The organism is Sphingobium sp. AP50 (assembly GCF_900109095.1).
In the GTDB taxonomy this organism is placed as follows: domain Bacteria; phylum Pseudomonadota; class Alphaproteobacteria; order Sphingomonadales; family Sphingomonadaceae; genus Sphingobium.
In genome coordinates this window covers 80,580-101,405 of sequence record NZ_FNYZ01000005.1, presented here as the reverse complement: position 1 = coordinate 101,405, position 20,826 = coordinate 80,580, and the positions used below count along the sequence as shown (strand labels likewise).

The following is a 20,826-nucleotide window of genomic DNA, read 5'->3' as shown; positions in this document are numbered from 1 at the left end:
GGTAAATCTGGTCGTCTAGCGAACGGCTTTGTCGAGGCAGATGAGCGCAAACACCATCATGGTCAGACACAGTGACAGCCAAACCCAACGTGGCTGTGTGATCGGATCATTGAGGCGCATGCGCTTCATCTTTCCCCCTTACTCCGCTGCCGCCGCGAAGCCGTCGTCGTCCTCGACCTCGTCCATCGTGGCGAGTTCGACGTTGAGGCCCAGCGAGCGCATTTCCTTGACCAGCACGTTGAAGCTTTCGGGAATGCCGGCCTCGAACGTGTCGTCACCCTTGACGATCGCCTCGTAGACCTTGGTGCGGCCGATCACGTCGTCCGACTTCACCGTCAGCATTTCCTGGAGCGTGTAGGCAGCGCCATAGGCCTGGAGCGCCCACACTTCCATTTCACCGAAGCGCTGGCCACCGAACTGCGCCTTACCGCCCAGCGGCTGCTGGGTAACAAGCGAGTACGGCCCGATGGAACGTGCGTGGATCTTGTCGTCGACCAGGTGATGCAGCTTCAGGACGTACTTGTAGCCCACAGTCACCTTACGGTCGAAGCTGTCGCCGGTGCGGCCGTCGAACAGGGTCACCTGACCCGATTCATCCAGACCCGCCAGCTTCAGCATGGCCGACACGTCGGATTCGACGGCACCGTCGAACACCGGCGTCGCCATCGGCACGCCACCACGGACATTCTGCGCCAGCTCGACAATCTCCTCGGCGCTGCGCTGATCGATCTGTTCGACGTAATTTTCGCCGTAGATCGTCTTGAGCAGATCCTTGATCGCCTCGGGCGGCGAACCGGCCTCGGGATTGGGATTGGCTTCACGCCAGTCGTCCAGCGCCGCACCGATCTGGGCGCCCAGGCCGCGTGCGGCCCAACCCAGATGCGTTTCGAAGATCTGGCCGACGTTCATGCGCGAAGGCACACCCAGCGGGTTCAGCACGAAGTCGACGGGGGTACCGTCTTCCAGGAAGGGCATGTCTTCAGACGGCAGGATGCGGCTGATGATGCCCTTATTCCCGTGACGACCGGCCATCTTGTCGCCCGGCTGCAGCTTGCGCTTCACCGCAACGAACACCTTGACCATCTTCAGCACGCCCGGCGACAGTTCGTCACCGCGCTGGAGCTTGTCGACGCGATCCTCGAACTTCTCGACGATCAGCTTCACGGCTTCGTCATACTGCGCCTTGACGGCTTCGATACCGGTCTGACGGACATCGTCCTCGACCGCGAACTTCCACCATTCATGACGCTCGACTTCACCCAGCAGGGCCTCGTCGATGACCACGCCCTTGCGCACGCCCTTGGGCGCGGCCGAAGCGGTCTGGCCGATCAGCATTTCCGACAGGCGGTTGAAGGTCGCACGGTTCAGAATGCCGCGTTCATCCTCACGGTCCTTGGCGAGACGGTCGATTTCCTCCCGCTCGATCGCCATGGCACGTTCGTCCTTGTCGATGCCGTGACGGTTGAACACGCGGACTTCCACGACCGTACCGGCAACGCCCGGCGGCAGACGCAGGGACGTGTCGCGCACGTCGCTGGCCTTTTCACCGAAGATCGCGCGGAGCAGCTTTTCTTCCGGGGTCATCGGCGATTCACCCTTGGGGGTGATCTTGCCGACCAGAATGTCGCCCGGCTCCACTTCGGCGCCGATATACACGATGCCCGCCTCGTCGAGGTTGCGCAGCGCTTCTTCACCGACGTTGGGAATGTCGCGGGTGATGTCTTCCGGCCCCAGCTTGGTGTCGCGGGCCATGACCTCGAACTCCTCGATATGGATCGAGGTGAAGACGTCATCCTTCACGATCCGCTCGGAGATCAGGATGGAGTCTTCATAGTTGTAGCCGTTCCAGGGCATGAACGCGACCAGCACGTTGCGGCCCAGTGCCAGCTCGCCAAACTCGGTCGACGGGCCGTCGGCGATGACTTCGCCAGCGGAAATCAGTTCGCCCACCTTCACCAGCGGGCGCTGGTTGATGCAGGTGTCCTGGTTGGACCGCTGGAACTTCTGCAGCGTGTAGATGTCGACGCCCGACTGGCCGGGTTCGATATCGCCGGTGGCGCGGATCACGATACGGGTCGCGTCGACCTGGTCGACGATACCGGCACGGCGAGCCGCGATGGCGGCGCCCGAGTCGCGGGCCACGGTGCCTTCCATGCCGGTGCCGACGAACGGCGCCTCAGCACGGACCAGCGGCACCGCCTGACGCTGCATGTTCGATCCCATCAGCGCGCGGTTGGCGTCGTCATTTTCCAGGAACGGAATGAGCGAAGCCGCGACCGACACCAGCTGCTTGGGGCTGACGTCCATCAGGGTGATGTGATCCTTGGGCGCCATCAGGAATTCGCCCGCTTCACGCGCCGAGATCAGGTCTTCGGCCAGCGTGCCATCAGCGTTCAGTTCCGCGTTCGCCTGCGCGATCGTGTGCTTGGCTTCTTCCATCGCCGACAGATAGACGACGTCGTTGGTGACCTTGGTGTCGATCACCTTGCGGTACGGCGTTTCGATGAAGCCATACTTATTGACGCGGCTGAAGGTCGCGAGGCTGTTGATCAGACCGATGTTCGGGCCTTCTGGCGTTTCGATCGGGCAGATACGGCCATAATGGGTCGGGTGAACGTCGCGGACTTCGAAGCCGGCGCGCTCACGGGTCAGACCGCCCGGCCCAAGCGCCGACACGCGGCGCTTGTGGGTGACTTCCGACAGCGGGTTGGTCTGGTCCATGAACTGCGACAGCTGGCTGGAGCCGAAGAATTCACGCACCGCGGCCACGGCGGGCTTGGCGTTGATCAGGTCGTTCGGCATCACGGTCGACACGTCGACCGACGACATGCGTTCCTTGACCGCGCGTTCCATGCGCAGCAGGCCGACGCGATACTGGTTTTCCAGCAATTCGCCGACCGAACGGACACGACGGTTACCGAGGTTGTCGATATCGTCGATTTCGCCCTTGCCGTCCTTCAGGTTCACCAGTTCCTTGACCACGGCCAGGATGTCCTCGACGCGCAGCGTCGTGACGGTGTCCTCTGCGTCCAGTTCCAGGCGCATGTTCATCTTGACGCGGCCGACGGCCGACAGGTCATAGCGTTCCGGATCGAAGAACAGGCCGGCGAACAGCGCTTCGGCGGTTTCCTTCGTCGGCGGTTCGCCGGGGCGCATGACGCGATAGATATCGCTCAGGGCCTGGTCGCGTTCCTCGGCCTTGTCGGCCTTCAGCGTATTGCGGATCCAGGGACCGGTCGACACATGGTCGATGTCCAGCAGTTCCAGACGGTCGATGCCCGCCTTGTCCAGCTTTTCCAGGTTTTCCGGCGACACTTCGTCGCCCGCCTCGATGTAGATTTCGCCGGTCGACTCGTTGATCAGGTCAAAGGCGCTGTAGCGGCCATAGACTTCCTCGGTCGGGATCAGCAGCGTTTCAAGACCGTCCTTCTCCGCCTTGTTGGCGGCGCGGGGCGAAATCTTGTGGCCGGCCGCGAACACGACTTCGCCCGACTTGGCGTCGACGATGTCGAAGGCGGGCTTCAGGCCGCGCCATGCTTCGGCAAGGTAGGGGATCTGCCAGCCGCCTTCGCCACGGACGAACACGACCTTGTTATAGAATTCGCCCAGAATTTCTTCCGGCGTCAGGCCCAGCGCGAACAGCAGTGCCGTGACCGGCAGCTTGCGCTTGCGGTCGATACGGACGTTGACGATGTCCTTGGCGTCGAATTCGAAGTCCAGCCACGAACCACGGTAGGGAATGACGCGCGCGGCGAAGAGGTACTTGCCCGACGAGTGGGTCTTGCCACGGTCATGGTCGAACAGGACGCCCGGCGAACGGTGCATCTGCGACACGATGACGCGCTCGGTGCCGTTGACGATGAAGGTGCCGTTCGACGTCATGAGCGGCATGTCGCCCATGTAAACGTCCTGTTCCTTGATATCCAGGACCGAACGGGTTTCGGTGTCCTGATCGACTTCGAACACGATCAGACGCAGGGTAACGCGCATCGGCGCTGCATAGGTGATGCCGCGCTGACGGCATTCTTCCACGTCGTACTTCGGGTCTTCCAACTCATAATGGACGAAGTCCATTTCGGCGGTGCCGGCGAAGTCGCGGATCGGGAAGACGCTGCGCAGCGTCTTTTCCAGACCGGATACATAGCCGATCGACGGGTCGGAGCGCAGAAACTGTTCGTAGCTCTCCCTTTGTACTTCGATCAGGTTCGGCATCTGCACCACTTCGTGGATGTCGCCGAACACCTTGCGGATGCGCTTCTTAGCGCCGGTGTTGATCGTTGGGAGAGCCTTGGTCGCCATGCGTTGTCCTTGCCTTCATTCGTCGCGTTTTTTCGCATCCCGGCGAAAATTCAGCCTGGCGTGAACGATAAAAGGGGTGATTCGCCCTTTCGTCGCCACGCAAAAAAGTGCGGGCCGGGACTGTCCGATCCGCACTGTCAGCGTCTTGTGATCCCAGGATTTCCGCCCATTCTACCCAAAACCGTGCGCAATGCGGCATGGGACCCGACAGAAAATCCAGGGCCGGTTCAGGGGCGCAAAATGCACCGTCCAAACCGGATTTCGTTGACGCATATAGGCGCGCCTGTTGGATTTGTGAAGGGGGGCGGGGGAGGAGCCGCCCACCCCCTTAAAGATTGACGCGCAATTCGGCAAAGACGGTGCGCGCCCGTCCGACGAACGCCCCCCGCCGCGCGTCGAAGGCGGACGTGGCATAGGTCTTGTCGAAGATATTTTCGATGCGGATCATCAGGTCGGCAAAGCCCAGCCCCTTGGTCACGCTGCCATCGAAAACGGTGAAGCCCTTCATATGCGCGCCGCTGCGCGCCAGCTGGCCCGAAACATATTGCCCGCCAAAGGCGAAAGCCGCGTCGATCGCCGGGATTTGATAGCGGGTCCAGAAGCCCGCCTGATGATCGGGTGCGTTGGGAAAGCGTCCGCCGACCGAATTGTCGATCGCCGCGCCCGGCGCGCTGTCCGTGATGCGCGCATCATTATAGGCATAGTTGGCGGTCAGCACCCAGTTGCGCGTAATGTCTGCTGCCAGCGTCAGTTCGATGCCCTTGCTCGTCACCTCGCCGATCGGCGACATCTGGTCGACGCCATTGATCGGCGGCAGATCGGGGTCGACCTGCACGATGCCCCGCCGCACGATGCGATAGAGCGCTATCGTCGGCTGCAATTTCCCGCCCAGCAATTCCCCCTTGGCGCCGATCTCGACCTGTCGGCTCGCCACTGGCGCGAAAGGGCCACCCACGCTGGCGCTCTGGCGGGAAGGGTCTTGCGGCTCGAAACTCTGCGAATAGCTGGCATAGAGCGACACCCGTTGCATCGGCTTGTAGATCGCGCCGGTGCGCCAGCTTGTCCGGCTGCCCGAAGTCTTGGGATCGCCGGCGGCCGGGTCTGCATCGTCGAACCAGTCCTGCCTTACCCCGCCGACCAGGATGAAGCGCCCCCAGTCGATCTGATCCTGTGCATAAAGGCCATAGCGGTGCGATCGCGTGTCGAGCGTCTCGCCGCTTCCATTGCTGAAATCATAGTCGACGCCCGACGTCAGCCCATAGACCGGATTGCGGAGCGACAGTGCCGGCACGCCGGACCGCACCGATATGCTGTCCAGTTGATAGCGCTGCCGATACCAGTCGCCACCCGCCGCGATCGTATGGCGCAGCGGCCCCGTCTCGAAACGGGCGGTCATATTGGCGGCGATCGTGACGCCGCTCACATCATAATGCTGGCTGCGATATTCGCGCGGCACCGTGTCGGGCGTGCCGTCGCCATTCGTGTCGGTATAGGCGCGCGGCTCATGATATTCCTGATGCTCGCGATAGCGGAACCAGCGCGCTGCCAGGTTGAACGACACGGCGTCGCTGACCTTATGGTCCAGCCGCGCCTGCGCCACGGTGCCGTTCAGTTTCGAAAAGTCCGTCGGTTCCAGATGGGTCCATTTCCGGTCGGCCAGGAAATTGCCATCGTCGTCGATCGGGATACCGCGCTGCCGGCCCGGCAGGGTCTGGCGATAATGGGTTAGTTGCGCGGTCAGCTTGGTGTCCGGCCCGATATGCGCGGTCAGGCCGCCGTCCAGAACCAGCGATTCCGATCCGCTGTTGCGCTGGACGGTCGCGACATGTTCGTAAAAGGCGCCGGCCCGACCGGTCAGCACTCCGTCCTTGTCGATCGGCCCGGTAATCTCGCCCGACCCACCATAGCGGTCATAATTGCCCACGATTCCGCGCAGCGATGCGGCGAATTCGTCCTGCGGCTTCTTGGTGACATAGTTGATCATGCCGCCCGGCGCGCTGGCGCCATAGAGCATGCCGACCGGCCCCTTCAGAAACTCGACCCGATCGATGCTGAACAGGCTGGGCACGGCAAAGCCCTGAAACGGGTCGCCACGCATCCCGTCATAGAAATTGCCGTCCTGCCGGAAGCCGCGATAGGTGACGGTCGCATATTGGCTGGCGCTGATCCCCGCGATGTTGCGATACAGGTCGGTGATGTCGCGCGCGCCCTGATCGCGGATCAGTTCGCTGGTAATGACCTGCACCGATTGCGGAATGTCCAGCGGATCGCTGCTGCCCCGGCCAATCTCCGTATCGGTCGCGCGATAGAGTTTTTCAGCGCGGCCGGTGACCAGAATGTCGGCGTCGCCCGATTGGGCTTCGGGCGCCTGCGCCAGTGCCATTTGGGGCAGGGCAGTGGAGAGCATCAGAATGAAAAGGGCGTGCGAACGGGTCATGCAAAGCATCCTGCTGATCGATGATGGCGGCAGGGGGTGCGCTGCGTGCTTCGTCAGGATGCGAAAAACGACGGGTGCGCTTCGAACACGGCTCTTTGCTGCCCCTGCGCCTCTCCCGGTTGCAGCAGCTAACGACAATGCAAATGATTATCAATTATATATTTCAGTTTATTGCGATTGGTAGCGCAGTGTCATGTCACCGGCTTGCCCCCGGCCTTCACCACCGCGCCGCCCTTCATCACGAAGCCCACCGTCTCCAGCAGGCGAATGTCACGCAAAGGGTCGCCATCCACCGCGATCAGATCGGCATAGCGACCGGCCTGCACCGTGCCGACATCCTGGCTGCCCAGCAGATCGGCGGCATTGCCGGTCGCGGCCTTGATCGCGTCCATCGGCGTCATGCCCGCGCCGACCATCAGCGCGAATTCCTGCGCATTCTCGCCATGGCGCGACAGGCCGAACGTGTCTGTGCCGAACGCGATCTTCACACCAGCGGCATAGGCGTCGTGCAAATTCTTCTGGAGCAGCGGCCCGATCACCAGCGCTTTTTCGGCGGTGGAGGGGTTGAGTTGCTCGGGATGCTCCTTCGCCCGCTGATAGACGCGCTCGCCCACCAGCATCGTGGGCACCAGATAGGCGCCATATTGCTTGAAGATCTTGTAACTGCCCGCATCGGCATAGGAGCCATGTTCGATCGAATCCACGCCCAGCGCGATCGTGTGGTCGATCGCCTGCTTGCCATGGGCATGGGCCGCCACCTTCATGCCCAACGCATGAGCGGTGTCGATCACCGCCTTGATTTCCTCGTCGGTCATCAACTGGTGGGTGGGATCGTCGCCGATCGACATGACCCCGCCCGACGGCATGATCTTGATGAGGTCCGCGCCCTCCCGCTTGAGCCGTCTCACTGCGATACGTGCGGCTTCCGGACTGTCGATGATATTGTCCGCGATATGGGGAATATCGGCAAATTCGGTGCGCAATCCATTGACTGCGTCGCCATGGCCGCCGGTGGGGCCGAGCGGCGTGCCCGCCACCCACAGGCGCGGCCCGGGAATGACCGCGCCGTCGATCGATTTCTTCAACGCGACGATGACGGCGGTATTGGCGCCGCAATCGCGCACGGCGGTAAAGCCGGCCAGCAATGTGTCGCGGACGAAGCCGGTCGCCTCGATCGCATCCTCATAATCGCTGCGGGTCACGCTGTTGCGGATCGGGTCGCCTGTGTGCCAGCCCGCCGTGATATGGTCATGCGTGTCGATCAGGCCGGGCAACACGGTCTTGGTCGACAGGTCGACAATCTCCGCGCCCTGTGGCGTCACGAAGCCGGGCTGGATCGCGGTGATGCGATCGTCATGGATCAGGATCGACACCTTGTCGCGCGCCGCTGCGCCGGTGCCGTCGATCAGGCGCCCGGCATGGACCACCACATCCTTCGCGCTTACGGCGCCCGCCCAGGCGCCCGACATTGCGATCGCTGCGACGCCCAGCGCCCATGCGGCGCGCTTCATCCCATTCATGTCCGTCCCCTTATCCGCTGTCGGCGGACAAGGTTGCGCGGACGGCCTGATCCGTCAACGGCCTATCTTCAGGCGAACAGCTTCTGTTCCGCCCGGATTGCCGCTACCAGCCGGTCGAGTTCGGCGCTTGTGTTGAACAGCGCCGGCGTCACCCGCAGCACCGGTCCCGAAGCCAGCCCCGCCTTCGCCACCACCAGCAGCCGATATTTGTCGAGGAACAGCTTCGCCGCCTTCTTCGCGTCATCCGGTCCGGTCATGCCCGGCAGGCGGAAGCCCGTGACCGCGCCATAGCGTCCGGCTTCCTGCGGCAGCAGGATCTCCAGCCCCTTCACATCGCGCACCCGGTCCACCCAATAGTCGCGCAGCTTGAGCAGATGGCGATATTTCGCTTCTCCGCCGATGGCGTCATGCACCTCGATCGCGCGCGGCACGGTCAGCTTCGCGGCGAAATCGACGGTGCCGGTGGGGATGCGGGCGCGAATATCCTCCGGTCCGTGGATGCGATTGCCCAGCCAGGGGGATATGTCCTGCAAGCGTTCCTTGCGGATATAGATGCCCCCGGTGCCCAGCGGCGCGGCCAGCCATTTATGCAGCGAAAAGCCGATAAAGTCGGCGCCCGTCTCCTCGACCGTGAAAGGGATATGGCCGACCGCCTGCGCGCTGTCCAAAATCACATCGACCCCGCGCGCCTTGGCCATGGCGACGATGGCCTTGACCGGCGGCACCAGCCCGTTGCGGTTCGACAAGTGGGTCAGCAGCAGCAATTTGGCGCGCGGCGTATCCTTCAGCACCTTGTCATAGGCGGCCAATATGTTCGCCTCCGTATGCGGTTCGGGCAGGCTGAACCGCACGATCCGCGCGCCCCGGCTCTTTTCCAGATAGTCGCAGGCGAACTGCATCTCGTCATAATCGACATCGGCATAGATCACCGCGTCGCCGGGCTGGAGCAGTGCATAGTTGGCGATCAGCGCATAAAGCGCCTCTGTCCCGCCGCCCGCCAGCGCAATTTCCTCGGTCGAAGCGCCCAGCATCTTCGCCACCGCCGCGCGCGATTTGTCCAGTTCCACGTCGCGCGGATGCCCCGGCGCCGCATTGCGCAGGAACAGCGCATGATTGCGGTTTACCCAGTGCGAATGCGCTTCATAGGATGCCTGCACCGGCTGCGTCATGACGCCATAATAGGCCGCGTCGAACGTCGCAAAGTCGCGATCGACGCGATAAAGCGACCCAAATGCCATCTGCGCCCGCCTGAAATCGTCCATGTCGCCATCGAAGCGGAAGGGCGCGTCGACCGGCCACATATCCCCCGGATCGCTCGTCGCTCCGGCCGCCGCTAGCGTATCCCCGCCGCCGGCCAGCGCGAAACCCATTGCCCCGCCGATCGCTGCGCCGCCGCCCAGAAATGTCCGCCGCGTTACCATAAACCCTCAACCTGTTTCGTGTGACACTGTATCATGACGAAAGACGGGTAAAGACCCGCCATCCTCGACCAAGATCGCGCCCGGACGGTCGCCCGCTTCGATTGGCATGATTCTATGTCGTTTACGCCGTGACTTGCCGCTATAGGAAAGCGGGGAGTTGGTCGTGATCCGTACCGAAGATATTTATGATGCCGCCATGGACGACGCGCTGTTCGATCAGCTCGCCGGGATGCTGGCGGATTCTGTCGGTGCGCGATCGGCGGTCCTGCATTGGGGGCAGGGCGCCTCGCAAGTCGCGGAAATCAGCTATTCGGGCTATTTTTCCGGCGACCAGATGGCGCTCTACAGCGAAGAATTTGTCGACGACGATCTGTGGAGCGCGGCGCTGAACGGTCGCGCGGAAAATCAGGTCTGGGATTTCGAGGCTTTCGTGCCCGACAAGACCTATGCCCACAGCCGCATCTATAATGAATGGATCCGGCCGATGGGGGACGACACCTTCCGTTGCCTGGGTGGGGTGGTGCGGCGGGGCGATACGGCGGGCCATGTCGGCCTGCATCGCGGTCGCACGCAAAAGCCTTTCGATCGGGAGGAGCGCCAGCAGATTCAGCATTGCGTCGATCATATCGGCCGGATGTTCGAATTGCGGCACCGGCTCAACCGGGCGGCGCATCATGGCCGCTCGCTTCAGGCGACGCTCGACCTGTCCGATCATGCGATCTTCACGCTCAGCACGCGTGGCCGCCTGCTCCATGGCAATCGCCAGGCCGACGCCATGCTGCAACGGCAGGATGCGCTGATGCTGCGGCAACAGCATGTCGTGGCGCGCGATCCGGTCGATGACGTCGCGTTGCAACTCGCCCTGCGCGCGGCGGGCGGACGTAACGCCAGCCAGGCAGGGGCCGTGCAACTGCACCGTGACCGGGGATCGCCTTATATGCTGTCGATCGCGGCGGTCTGGACCGGGCAGGAGCGGCAGATCGTCGTCATCGCCACCGACCCCGATCAGGGCGACGCCAGCTTCACCAGCCGCCTGCGCGCGCTCTGCGGCCTGACCCGTGCGGAGGCGGAAATTGTCGTTGCCCTGTGCGATGGCAAGGGGCTGGAAGATGTGTCGCAGGAAAGGGGCGTGGCGCTCAGCACCGTGCGCACCCAGATGAAGGCGATCTTCTCGAAAACCGATTGCAGCCGCCAGTCCGAACTGGTCGCCCGCTTTGGCCGCCTGCCCCGGCTGGCCCTGCCGGAAGATTAGCGTCAAACCAGAACCGTTCGTGCTGAGTAGGGACTGAGCTTGTCGAAGGCCCGTATCGAAGTACCTGTCCTTCGATACGCCATTTCGACTTCGCTCAGTGGTTACTCAGGGCGAACGGAGATGGCTTTGGTCAGGGCGTCCCCGCCTGCGACGGCGCGCCGGGCGGCACGATCTTCACCGTCTCGAACCGCTCCTTGCGCCGCACTCCCGCCAGCCCGGTATCGGCCGACGGGGTCACGGTCGGCACCCGCTGACGCATGCATTCGGCCTTGGCCGCGCGCGGCGTCTGCCCACAATTCCACAGCGCCCGCTGCAATCCGCTGCCCACATTATGGATATAGGCAAAGCTCATCGCGGCCATCTGCCCGTCGTCCAGCGGCAGGCCCGGCGGCGCGCTGCCCGCCTTCCACGCCATGATCCGGCATTCGGGCCGTCCGGCGCAGAAGGTCTGGGCCAGCGCGGGCCAGCTATCGGGCGCGCCGGATCGCGGCAATTCGACCAGAAAGCTCTTGGCCCCCGGCGCGATCGCGATCAGCCGGACCCCCGCCACCGTCTTGCCCAGCGCCTCCGCACCGATCGCCTGTTGCGGCCGGGCCGCCAGCGCGGCGGCGGCTTCGGCGACCATCACCGGCGGCGTGGCGGGCGTAGGGGCAGCGTCCTGATGCGCGGTCGAAAAACGGGCGATCCGCGCGATCAGCGGCTCGCCGGGATCGACGCTCTTGCGGAAGGCGGGCGGCGTTCCCCACCATCCGCGCCAGCGGAAGAACAGATGCGTGCCGACCGCCGTGATCTTGTCCAGACTGTCGCTCCAATAGGGGACGACCCAGTCGGTATGATAATGGGTGGCATGGCCGACCGGCTTGTACACCTTCCCCGCCAGCGCGCCGCGCGCAATCTCCCGCGCCCGTTCCCACGCCGCCTGTCCCGGCGTGCGCGCCATCGCCCCGTCGCAGGTGAAGGTGAACTGGCAACCGGTGGTGCGTTCCTGCCCCTGAAACACCACGCCGCACACGCTCTTGGGGAAGGCGGGATGGCGCACCCGGTTGAGCACCACCTGCGCCACCGCCGCTTCGCCGACCGCATCGTCCCCCGCTTCATAGAGTTCCGCCGCCGCCAGACAGTCGGTCGCGCGGGCCAGATCGGTTTCGGTGCCGGAAAAGAGGAAGGGGCGGGCGGCCGGATTGGGATCGCGCGAAAAGGGGATCGTCGCATTCAGCGCCAGCGCCTGATCCCGTTCCAGCGCATAGACCTGCACCGGCTCGACTGGCGGGGGCGGGGTGGCCGGCCGCCGGTTGTGTGCCGCCGCGTGCATGGCGGGGCCAGCATCGACCGATCGATGCCGGCTTTCCCACCCCGCCACGCCGAACGGCAGGCCGATGAACAGCAAGGCCCAGATGACATATGACAGAAATTGCCAAGGGGCGGTTCGGCTTGCCAATTTCCATTCCGTTTTCACAAGGCGTGCTCCTGCGAAAGCAGGAGCCCAGTTCTGCGCTCTCGACTGGGCTCCTGCTTTCGCAGGAGCACGTAACAGACCGAGATCGCCCGTATATTCGCCGCCTTATTCCGGCAGGAAGTCCGGCACCGACAGATAGCGTTCGCCGGTGTCATAGTTGAAGCCCAGAACCCGGCTGCCCGCCGGCAGTTCCTTCAGCTTCTGCGCGATCGCGGCCAAAGTCGCGCCGGACGAGATGCCGACCAGCAGGCCCTCCTGCGTCGCAGCCTTGCGAGCATATTCCTTCGCATCGGCCGGATCGACCTGGATCACGCCATCCAGCAACTGGGTATGCAGATTGGCCGGAATGAAGCCCGCGCCAATGCCCTGAATCGGATGGGGGCCGGGCTGCCCGCCGCTGATGACCGGCGAAATGGTCGGCTCCACCGCATAGACCTTCAAGGAAGGCCAGGCCTTCTTCAGCACCTCAGCCGTGCCGGTGATATGGCCACCCGTGCCAACGCCGGTAATCAGCGCGTCGATCGGCGCGTCGGCGAAGTCGGCCAGGATTTCCTGCGCCGTGGTGCGGACATGCACGTCGATATTGGCGGGGTTCTCGAACTGCTGCGGCATCCAGCTGCCCGGCGTCTGGCTCACCAGTTCCAGCGCGCGCTCGATCGCGCCCTTCATGCCCTTTTCGCGCGGTGTCAGGTCGAAGCTGGCGCCATAGGCCAGCATCAGCCGGCGCCGTTCGATCGACATGCTTTCGGGCATGACGAGGATCAGCTTATAGCCTTTCACCGCCGCGACCATGGCCAGACCCACGCCGGTATTGCCCGACGTTGGTTCGATGATGGTGCCGCCCGGCTGCAATTCGCCCGACGCTTCGGCCGCCTCGATCATGGCCAGCGCAATGCGGTCCTTGATCGACCCGCCGGGGTTGGAGCGTTCCGACTTGATCCAGACTTCTGCGTCCCCGAACAGCCGGTTGACGCGGATATGCGGCGTATTGCCGATGGTTTCGAGAATCGTGGCAGCTTTCATAGGGCCTTCTCCATTTTGCTGTCCGCTCGCCCGCTTTCGGGTGGATCGAAGCTACGTGCTAGGCGCAATTCGGGAAAGAGTCGCGCCCAAATGAGGGTGATGATGATGGCGCCCACGCCGCCGCCGATCACGGCCGCGACCGGCCCGACCAGGGCGGCGAGGAAGCCGGATTCCGCCTCGCCCAGTTCGTTGGAGGCGGAGATGGTGAGTTGCGACAGGCTGGACACGCGGCCGCGCATCGCATCGGGCGTGTGGATCTGCACCAGCGACTGGCGCACGAACACCGACACCATGTCCGCGCCGCCCAGCACCACCAGCGCGGCGACGCCCGCCTCGACGGCGATCTCGCGCGGCAGGAAGGCGGTGCAGCCAAAAGCAATGGTGGCCAGACCGAACAGGATCACCGATCCCAGCATCTTCATCCCCACCTCGCTCTTCATCGGGCGGAAGGAGAACCAGAGCGCGGTGATGGCCGCGCCGATGCCGGGCGCCATCGCCAGATGGCCAAAACCCGCCGATCCCACATGCAATATGTCGCGAGCATAGACCGGCAGCAGGGCGGTCGCCCCGGCCAGTAGCACGGCGAACAGGTCCAGCGTGATCGTCGCCAGCACCAGCCGGTTGGTGCGGACATAGGTGAGGCCGTCGATCATCTGGCGAACGGGATGGCGTCCCACTTCGCGCGGCGGCTGCGGCACCGGGCCGATCAGCATCATGGAAATGAGGCCGATGCCGAAGAGGACGGCCGACAGGGCATAGGCCGCCCAAGGCTCGATAGCATAGGCATAGCCGCCCAGCGCCTTGCCCAGGATATCGCCCGCCTGCCAGGCGACGGAGGATAGCGCGATCGCATTGGGCAGTACGGCGGGCGGCACCAGATTGGGCGCCAGCGCGCCATAGGCCGGGCCGTTGAAGGCGCGGGCGATGCCGACGATGACGGCAATGCCGAAGATCAGCGGCAGGCTGACCCAGCCTTCATAGGTGGCGAAGGAGAGGGCGCCCGCCGCCAGCGTCAGCAGCGCCAGCGTCAACCGGGTGATGATCCGCCGGTCGAAATGGTCCGCCACCCATCCGGTGATCGGTGTCAGGCAGAAGAGCGGCAGAAATTGCGCCAGCCCGATGAGGCCGAGCTGCGCCGCCGCCTCCCCGGTGCTCATCGTCTCCCGCGCGACATTATAGGCCTGCCACGCCAGCAGGATCATCATGCTGTACTGCGCCAGCGTGGCGCAGAAACGCCCGACCAGATAGGCACGGAAATTGGGGAAATGCAGCGGGTGCCGGGGCGGGAGGGTAGCCGTCATGGCGATGGCTTTAGCGATGCGGGCAACCATCTGGCAACCATTGCAGGGATGCCAATGCTACAAGATTTGCTTTGCGATCTATGAGGGGGAGGGGAGCAGAGTTGACTTGCGCTCGTCCCTTCCTGCGCCGAGCAGGGGCGTCAGCATGGCGTCCTGATATTGGGATCCCAGGTCACCCCGCTGATCATGCCATTGCCACCCGTCCAATCGGCGGCGACTCCTCCCGTTACAACACAAGGTGTTGAAGATCCCGAGCCGGCTGGTTGTCGAGCAGATGCTTCCGCTGCTACCTTTTGGGTCCATGCCCTGATCGTTTCCGATGTCCACTGCCCATTCACCTTGGCGAAAGTGTCGGACGTATCCGAAAAGCCGGATTTTTCCGTCGTCAACAGCGCAAGTTGGGCGATAGTGCCATTGGGAACGGTTTCATAATTATAGCGATAATTGCATTTCACCGATCCGGATTTTAGCGTTGCGCATTTGATATTCGTTACATTTCTGCGGATGTACATGATGATACCAAATAAAGGCATCGAAATTGCACTTTCTCCGTCGGAAAATGTTGCATTGCTCAGCAGGTTATATTTCGTGTGATATCGCACAAAAAGATTGGCTATATCGATATTATTCGGAAAGCGCGCACTCACGACAGACGCGGCGCGCTTATCCGAAACGGTTTTCGTCGGTTGTGCGGCGGCCGCTTGGTAGGTGGCGCCCCGAAATCCCACCAGTTCCGCAGGTTTTGCAGGCGGCTTGGGTTCGCTGGCACTTGCAACAACCGTCGGCGATTGGTTTTCAGTCCGGGTTGTCGGCGGTGCCTCCTGAGCTTTCAGGGCTGCCGCTTTCAGCGTCTCTTCCTGCTGGATTGCTGCCACTCGACGCGCTTCTTCGATCCTGGCGCGATCGGCTGCTTCAGCGGGGAAAGCGGCATCATGCATTTTTTGAATGGTGGCGGCCAAGGTCAAGCCTGAGCATAACGGCTTGTTGGCGAGATCGCCCACTTTCACCGTGGCGGCACCGCTTTGAATCTGAGGACCAATGCGGGCGGCAATTTCGGCATCCGGCAGGCATGCCCCCTGCGCCTGTGCAATGCTCAAAAACAAGACCACCAAACCGGTCGCAGAATATATCACTGCCATAAGATCCCCCCGGAACAGGGGGTATAGTATGTAATAGTCGGGGATTATCAACCTGAAATCGAGATGGTTGTCAGAGATTTAGCGCCATCTGGGCGATGATGATAATTATGATGATCATGCTGCTATGGAAGCCATTTTGCTCCTTTTATAACACCCATCCAGCTTAGGCTGGTACTCATCTTCCTTGTTATTTCAATGGCTTCGAAATTATGCGCAAATCAACACGCATTTTTCGATTGCGTCTTCGCTATGTTGCCATCCTACTCCCGCAGCAACAGCCCGCTGACCGATCCATTGCGAACCGAACAGACGAAGGGGATGTCACTCTCCGGCATCGCGATCGCGCCCTCGACTTCCCAGCCGGTCGACATGGTGCTGGCATGCGCCTGTCCGATCAGCCTGCCCTCGGGCCCGGCCTGATACAGAGCCTTGGTGGTACAGGCATCGCGCGCGGCAGAGGCTGTGGCGATCGGGCCATAGCCTTGCGGGATATAGGGCGCGCGCCGCGTATCCCGTTCATCCTGCCGGTCGCGCACAATGTCGCTGACGATTGCGGCGGTCAGCACATCATGGGGATGAATGCCCGACTGCGCCTGCACCGTCCCTATCTGCGCCGTGCCCGCCAGCATTATCGCCGCACCTGTCCAGATTGCTGTCGCTTTCATATCAGCCGCCTCCCTGTTTCGCGGCATCATAGCCTATTTGAACAGGCTGCCCAATATGCCGCGCACCAGCTTGCCCGCGATTCCGCCGGATGAGGATTTGCGGCTCGATCCGCCGAACACCGCACGGCCCAGTTCATTGGCGACCTGCCGCCCGACCGACGATCCCGCCGCGCGTGTGGCGGACTGGATCGCCTTGTCGAAGGCGCTGGGCTTGGCCGCTTCCCGCGCTTCCGCTGCATCGCGCCGGGCCTGCTCTTTCAATTCGGCTTCGCGCTGCTTGGCTTCCACCTTGGCCTGAACGGCGGCGGCCTTGTCGGCTTCGGCCTTCGCCTTGGTCGCCTGCGCCGCGGCGGCAGCGGCCTGTCCGCGCGCGGCCAATATTTCCTCCGCCGACTCCCGGTTGACGGCCGTGTCATATTTACCCGCACAGGGTGAAATCGACTGGATGATCGCGCGCTCCTTGGGCTCCAGCGGCCCCAGTCGCGATCGCGGCGGGGCGATCAGCGTGCGCTGAACGATGCCCGGCGATCCATCTTCGCCGAGCAGCGACACCAGCGCCTCGCCGACCTTCAGTTCGGTGATCGCCGTCTCGACGTTCAGGTCCGGATTGATGCGGAAGGTTTCGGCCGCCGCCTTGATCGCCCGCTGGTCGCGCGGGGTGAAGGCGCGCAATGCATGCTGAACGCGGTTGCCGAGCTGCCCGGCCACATCCTCGGGAATATCGATCGGGTTTTGCGTCACGAAATAGACGCCGACGCCCTTGGACCGGATCAGGCGCACGACCTGCTCGATCTTGTCGGTCAGCGCCTTGGGCGCATCATCGAACAGCAGATGCGCCTCGTCGAAGAAGAAGACCAGCTTGGGCTTGTCTGGATCGCCCACTTCGGGAAGTGTCTCGAACAATTCGGACAGTAGCCACAGCAGGAAGGTCGCATAGAGCTTCGGGCTCTGCATCAGCTTGTCGGCGGCCAGTATATTCACATAGCCGCGCCCCTTTTCATCCACCTGCAACATGTCGTGAATGTCGAGCGCCGGCTCACCGAAGAAATGATCGCCGCCCTGCGATTCCAGTTGCAGCAATTGCCGCTGGATCGTCCCGACGCTGGCCTTGGTGACATTGCCGTAGCGCGCCGACAGCGTATCCGCATTTTCCGCGCAATAGGCCAGCATCGCCTGCAAATCGCCGAGGTCGAGCAGCAACAGCCCTTCCTCATCCGCATATTTGAAGGCGATCGACAGCACGCCTTCCTGCGTTTCGTTAAGGCCCATCAGGCGCGAAAGCAGCAACGGCCCCATCTCGCTGACGGTGGTGCGGATAGGGTGTCCCTGTTCCCCATAGAGATCCCAGAAGATCGCCGGATTATCGGCATAGCTATAGTCGCTAATGCCCACTTCGGCGGCGCGCGCGACCAGCTTGTCGGCATTTTTGGCGGTGGGGGAACCGGCCATGGCAATGCCGGCCAGATCGCCCTTCACATCGGCCAGAAACACCGGCACGCCCAGCGCGGAAAAACTCTCGGCAATGCCCTGCAACGTCACCGTCTTGCCGGTGCCGGTCGCCCCGGCGATCAGCCCGTGCCGGTTGGCGCGGCGCAAGTTCAGCGATTGCGGAATGCCGCCATCCTTGCCCGGTGCGCCAAGGCCGATGAAAATGCCGTCGCTCATTCCCGATCCTTTTCCAACAAAAAAACCGTCATTCCCGTGAAGGCGGGAACCCATCTCCCGCGCTAACCTCTGGTGCGAGGTCGAGAGATGGGTCCCCGCTTTCGCGGGGATGACGGAATTAACCGCACATCTTCCTCTCCCACAAGGCGAGAGGTGTCATGTCACTTACTTGTCGCGCAGGCGCACCGGCAGGAAGATCGCCGGCTGGCCACGACGCAGCACCTGCAACAGGATGGCGTTGCGACCCTGTGCCGCTACGGCCTTGGCCTGTGCATCCAGTTGCGCCTGAGTGGCGACCGGCTGGTTGTTGGCGCTGATGATCACGTCGCCGCGACGCAGGCCCTTGGCGCCCGCGTCGGTCGATCCGTCGACGGCGGTGATGACGACGCCCTTGGTGTCGGCTGCGACGCCCAGTTGGCGAATGATGCCCGGCGTCAGCGGGATCGCCGAAATGCCCAGCGCCTGCTGCGTGGCCTGACCCGGATTGCTGTCCTGCTGGCTGAAATCCTCGTCACCCTGCGGTTGGGCGAAGTTGTTCAGTTCGTCTTCGGACGGGCGCTCGCCGACAATGGCGGTCACGGTCTGGCGCTGGCCGTTGCGGATCAGCACGATCGGCACCTTCGCGCCGATCGCCTGGTTGGCAACGATCGAGGACAGATTCTGGTCGGCGGTCACTTCCTGACCGGCGACGCTGACGATCACGTCGCCCGCCTTGATCCCGGCCTTCTCCGCGCCCTTGCCCGGTTCGACACCCTGCACGAATTCGCCACGATTCTTGGCAAGACCCAGCGAATCGGCCAGATCTTCGCCCAGCGGGCTGATCTGTACGCCCAGATAGCCGCGCTTGATCGTCTGACCCTTGCGCAGCGTCTCCACGATCGGCGCCGCCTGTTCGGACGGAATGGCAAAGCCGATACCGACATTGCCGCCCGACGGCGACAGGATCTGGCTGTTGATGCCGATCACATTGCCACGCATGTCGAACATCGGGCCACCGCTATTGCCCTGATTGATCGATGCGTCGGTCTGGATGAACTTGTCATAGCCCGACGTGCCGCCGGTATTGCGGTGCAGGGCGGAAATGATACCCGCCGTCACCGTGCCCGACAGGGCGAAGGGGTTGCCGATCGCGACCACCCAGTCGCCCACGCGCGCCTTGGTGCTGTCACCAAATTTCACGAAGGGCAGGGGCTTGGGCGATTCGATCTTCAGCACCGCCAGATCGGTCGCGGGGTCGCGGCCGATCAGCTTGGCAGGGAATTCCTGCTTGTCGGTCAGCGTGACCGTAATCGAATCCACACTGGCGCCTTCGGCACCGGCCGACACCACATGGTTGTTGGTGACGATATAGCCGTCAGCCGAGATGATGAAGCCCGAACCCAGCGACTGGGCCTGACGGGTCTGGGGCTGGCCGCCCTGACCCTGGCCGAACAGATCGCCGAACGGCGTGCCGGCGAAGGGATTCTGCACCTTCACGCGCTGCTTGGTGGAGATATTGACCACGGCGGGTTGCAGCTTTTCGACCATGTCGGCCAGACTTGCGGGGGCGCCTGCCGGGGCCGCCGCCGTCAATCCTTCATTCTGCGCGACCTGCGCGCCGACATTGGAACTGGTGGTGACGGCGATGGCGGTGCCGCCGAGCAGCAGGGCGCCGGTGATGGCATAAGCGTAACGCACTCGTGACGGTCCTCTTCAAAGCTTCGGGATAGGGAAGGCGGGACTTGGGGGGAGCCCCGACATGCGCCGCCTTGCCTTAACCCTCATTGAATGACGCTGGTTCCGTAATGATCCCCGTGGATCATGACGAAAATTTAACGTCGTCCCTGGAATTGCCGCAGAAACTCATTGTCCGGCGACAGGATGATATTGGTCTGTCCGCTCCGTTCGGGCGCGAAGGTATAGCGATAGCTCTGCATGGCCCGATAGAAATCGTAGAATTGCGGGTCCTTGCCATAGCTTTCGGCATAGACGCGCGCCGCATTGGCATCCGCTTCGGCGCGGATGATCGCCGCCTGCTTGTTGCCCTGCGCCTCGATCGTCAGCGCTTCCTGCTCGCGCGCCGTCTTCATGCGGTTGAACGCGCTTTCCAGCGGCGCGCCGTCGGGCAGGTCGGCCCGCTTGATCCGCACGTCGACAATCTCCGCGCCATATTGGCGGGCGACGCGGTTCAGGCCGGCCTCGATATTGTCCATCACCTGCCCGCGCTCGGGGCTGAGCAGTGCAGCGAAGGGCCGCTTGCCCAATTCGTTGCGCAAGGCCGATCCCAGGATCGGGCGCAGCGCATCGGACACGCGCTCTTCGCTGCCTGCCGTAATATACATGCGCAGCGGATTGACGATGCGATAGCGGGCGAAGGCATCGACCTGCAACCGCAACTGATCGGTCGACAGCACCTGCTGCCGCTCCATCTGGACGGACTGGACCCGCTTGTCGATCCAGACGATCTGGTCGATGAACGGCGCGCGCACGACGATGCCGGCACCGGTCTGACCGAACTTCTCATTCTCGCGATAGCGGTTGAAGATATATTGCGGACTGCCGAAGCGGACGATCACGCCCTGCTTGGTTTCCGGTACGATCGCGACGGTGCTGCCCACAAGGATCAGCAGGACGAGCGCGATGATCGCAATGGTTACGGGATGACGCAT

The 20,826-nt window shown here is 63.1% G+C and carries 13 protein-coding genes; 1 reads left to right on the top strand and 12 read right to left on the bottom strand.

The window, feature by feature from the left end; all coding sequences use genetic code 11:
* Nucleotides 1-138: 138 nt before the first annotated feature.
* The 4 genes from rpoB to BMY84_RS11105 all read right to left on the bottom strand — a co-directional run bounded on the left by rpoB (nt 139) and on the right by BMY84_RS11105 (nt 9,677).
* Nucleotides 139-4,299 carry a DNA-directed RNA polymerase subunit beta gene (gene rpoB / locus BMY84_RS11120; protein ID WP_093083857.1) on the bottom strand — a complete coding sequence of 1,387 codons (4,161 nt, stop codon included), beginning with the start codon at nt 4,297-4,299 and terminating at the stop codon, nt 139-141.
* A 328-nt stretch (nt 4,300-4,627) separates the two neighbouring features.
* Nucleotides 4,628-6,736, bottom strand: a complete 2,109-nt coding sequence (locus BMY84_RS11115) for a TonB-dependent siderophore receptor (RefSeq protein WP_093083856.1) — start codon at nt 6,734-6,736, stop codon at nt 4,628-4,630.
* Between the two features lie 191 nt (nt 6,737-6,927).
* A complete protein-coding gene (locus BMY84_RS11110) occupies nt 6,928-8,247 on the bottom strand; it encodes a metal-dependent hydrolase family protein (protein ID WP_371262413.1) in 1,320 nt (439 codons plus the stop codon).
* A 77-nt stretch (nt 8,248-8,324) separates the two neighbouring features.
* Nucleotides 8,325-9,677 carry an aminotransferase class V-fold PLP-dependent enzyme gene (locus BMY84_RS11105; RefSeq protein ID WP_093083853.1) on the bottom strand — a complete coding sequence of 451 codons (1,353 nt, stop codon included), beginning with the start codon at nt 9,675-9,677 and terminating at the stop codon, nt 8,325-8,327.
* Between the two features lie 163 nt (nt 9,678-9,840).
* On the opposite strand from BMY84_RS11105, the gene BMY84_RS11100 reads away from it, so the two are divergent.
* Complete coding sequence (locus BMY84_RS11100) at nt 9,841-10,929, top strand: helix-turn-helix transcriptional regulator (protein WP_256215214.1); 1,089 nt, start codon at nt 9,841-9,843, stop codon at nt 10,927-10,929.
* 130 nt (nt 10,930-11,059) lie between these two features.
* On the opposite strand, the gene BMY84_RS11095 is transcribed toward BMY84_RS11100, so the two are convergent.
* The 8 genes from BMY84_RS11095 to hflC all read right to left on the bottom strand — a co-directional run bounded on the left by BMY84_RS11095 (nt 11,060) and on the right by hflC (nt 20,826).
* Entirely contained in the window at nt 11,060-12,367 is a 1,308-nt protein-coding gene (locus BMY84_RS11095; RefSeq protein ID WP_256215213.1) for a cell wall hydrolase, read from the bottom strand.
* A gap of 123 nt (nt 12,368-12,490) precedes the next feature.
* Complete coding sequence (gene cysK / locus BMY84_RS11090; RefSeq protein ID WP_093083851.1) at nt 12,491-13,408, bottom strand: cysteine synthase A; 918 nt, start codon at nt 13,406-13,408, stop codon at nt 12,491-12,493.
* Nucleotides 13,405-14,709 (bottom strand): MFS transporter, encoded by a 1,305-nt coding sequence (locus tag BMY84_RS11085; protein ID WP_093084064.1) that lies wholly within the window; start codon nt 14,707-14,709, stop codon nt 13,405-13,407. The genes cysK and BMY84_RS11085 overlap by 4 nt, the downstream gene beginning before the upstream one ends.
* 140 nt (nt 14,710-14,849) lie before the next feature.
* Nucleotides 14,850-15,848, bottom strand: coding sequence for a hypothetical protein (locus BMY84_RS11080; protein WP_143075025.1), 999 nt, complete (start codon nt 15,846-15,848; stop codon nt 14,850-14,852).
* Nucleotides 15,849-16,108: 260 nt separating this feature from the next.
* Entirely contained in the window at nt 16,109-16,513 is a 405-nt protein-coding gene (locus tag BMY84_RS11075; RefSeq protein WP_143075024.1) for a hypothetical protein, read from the bottom strand.
* Nucleotides 16,514-16,546: 33 nt separating this feature from the next.
* Nucleotides 16,547-18,178, bottom strand: coding sequence for a helicase HerA-like domain-containing protein (locus BMY84_RS11070; RefSeq protein ID WP_093083847.1), 1,632 nt, complete (start codon nt 18,176-18,178; stop codon nt 16,547-16,549).
* Between the two features lie 165 nt (nt 18,179-18,343).
* A complete protein-coding gene (locus BMY84_RS11065; RefSeq protein WP_093083845.1) occupies nt 18,344-19,855 on the bottom strand; it encodes a Do family serine endopeptidase in 1,512 nt (503 codons plus the stop codon).
* Nucleotides 19,856-19,989: 134 nt separating this feature from the next.
* On the bottom strand, nt 19,990-20,826 hold the full coding sequence (gene hflC / locus BMY84_RS11060; RefSeq protein ID WP_093083844.1) for a protease modulator HflC: 837 nt from the start codon (nt 20,824-20,826) through the stop codon (nt 19,990-19,992).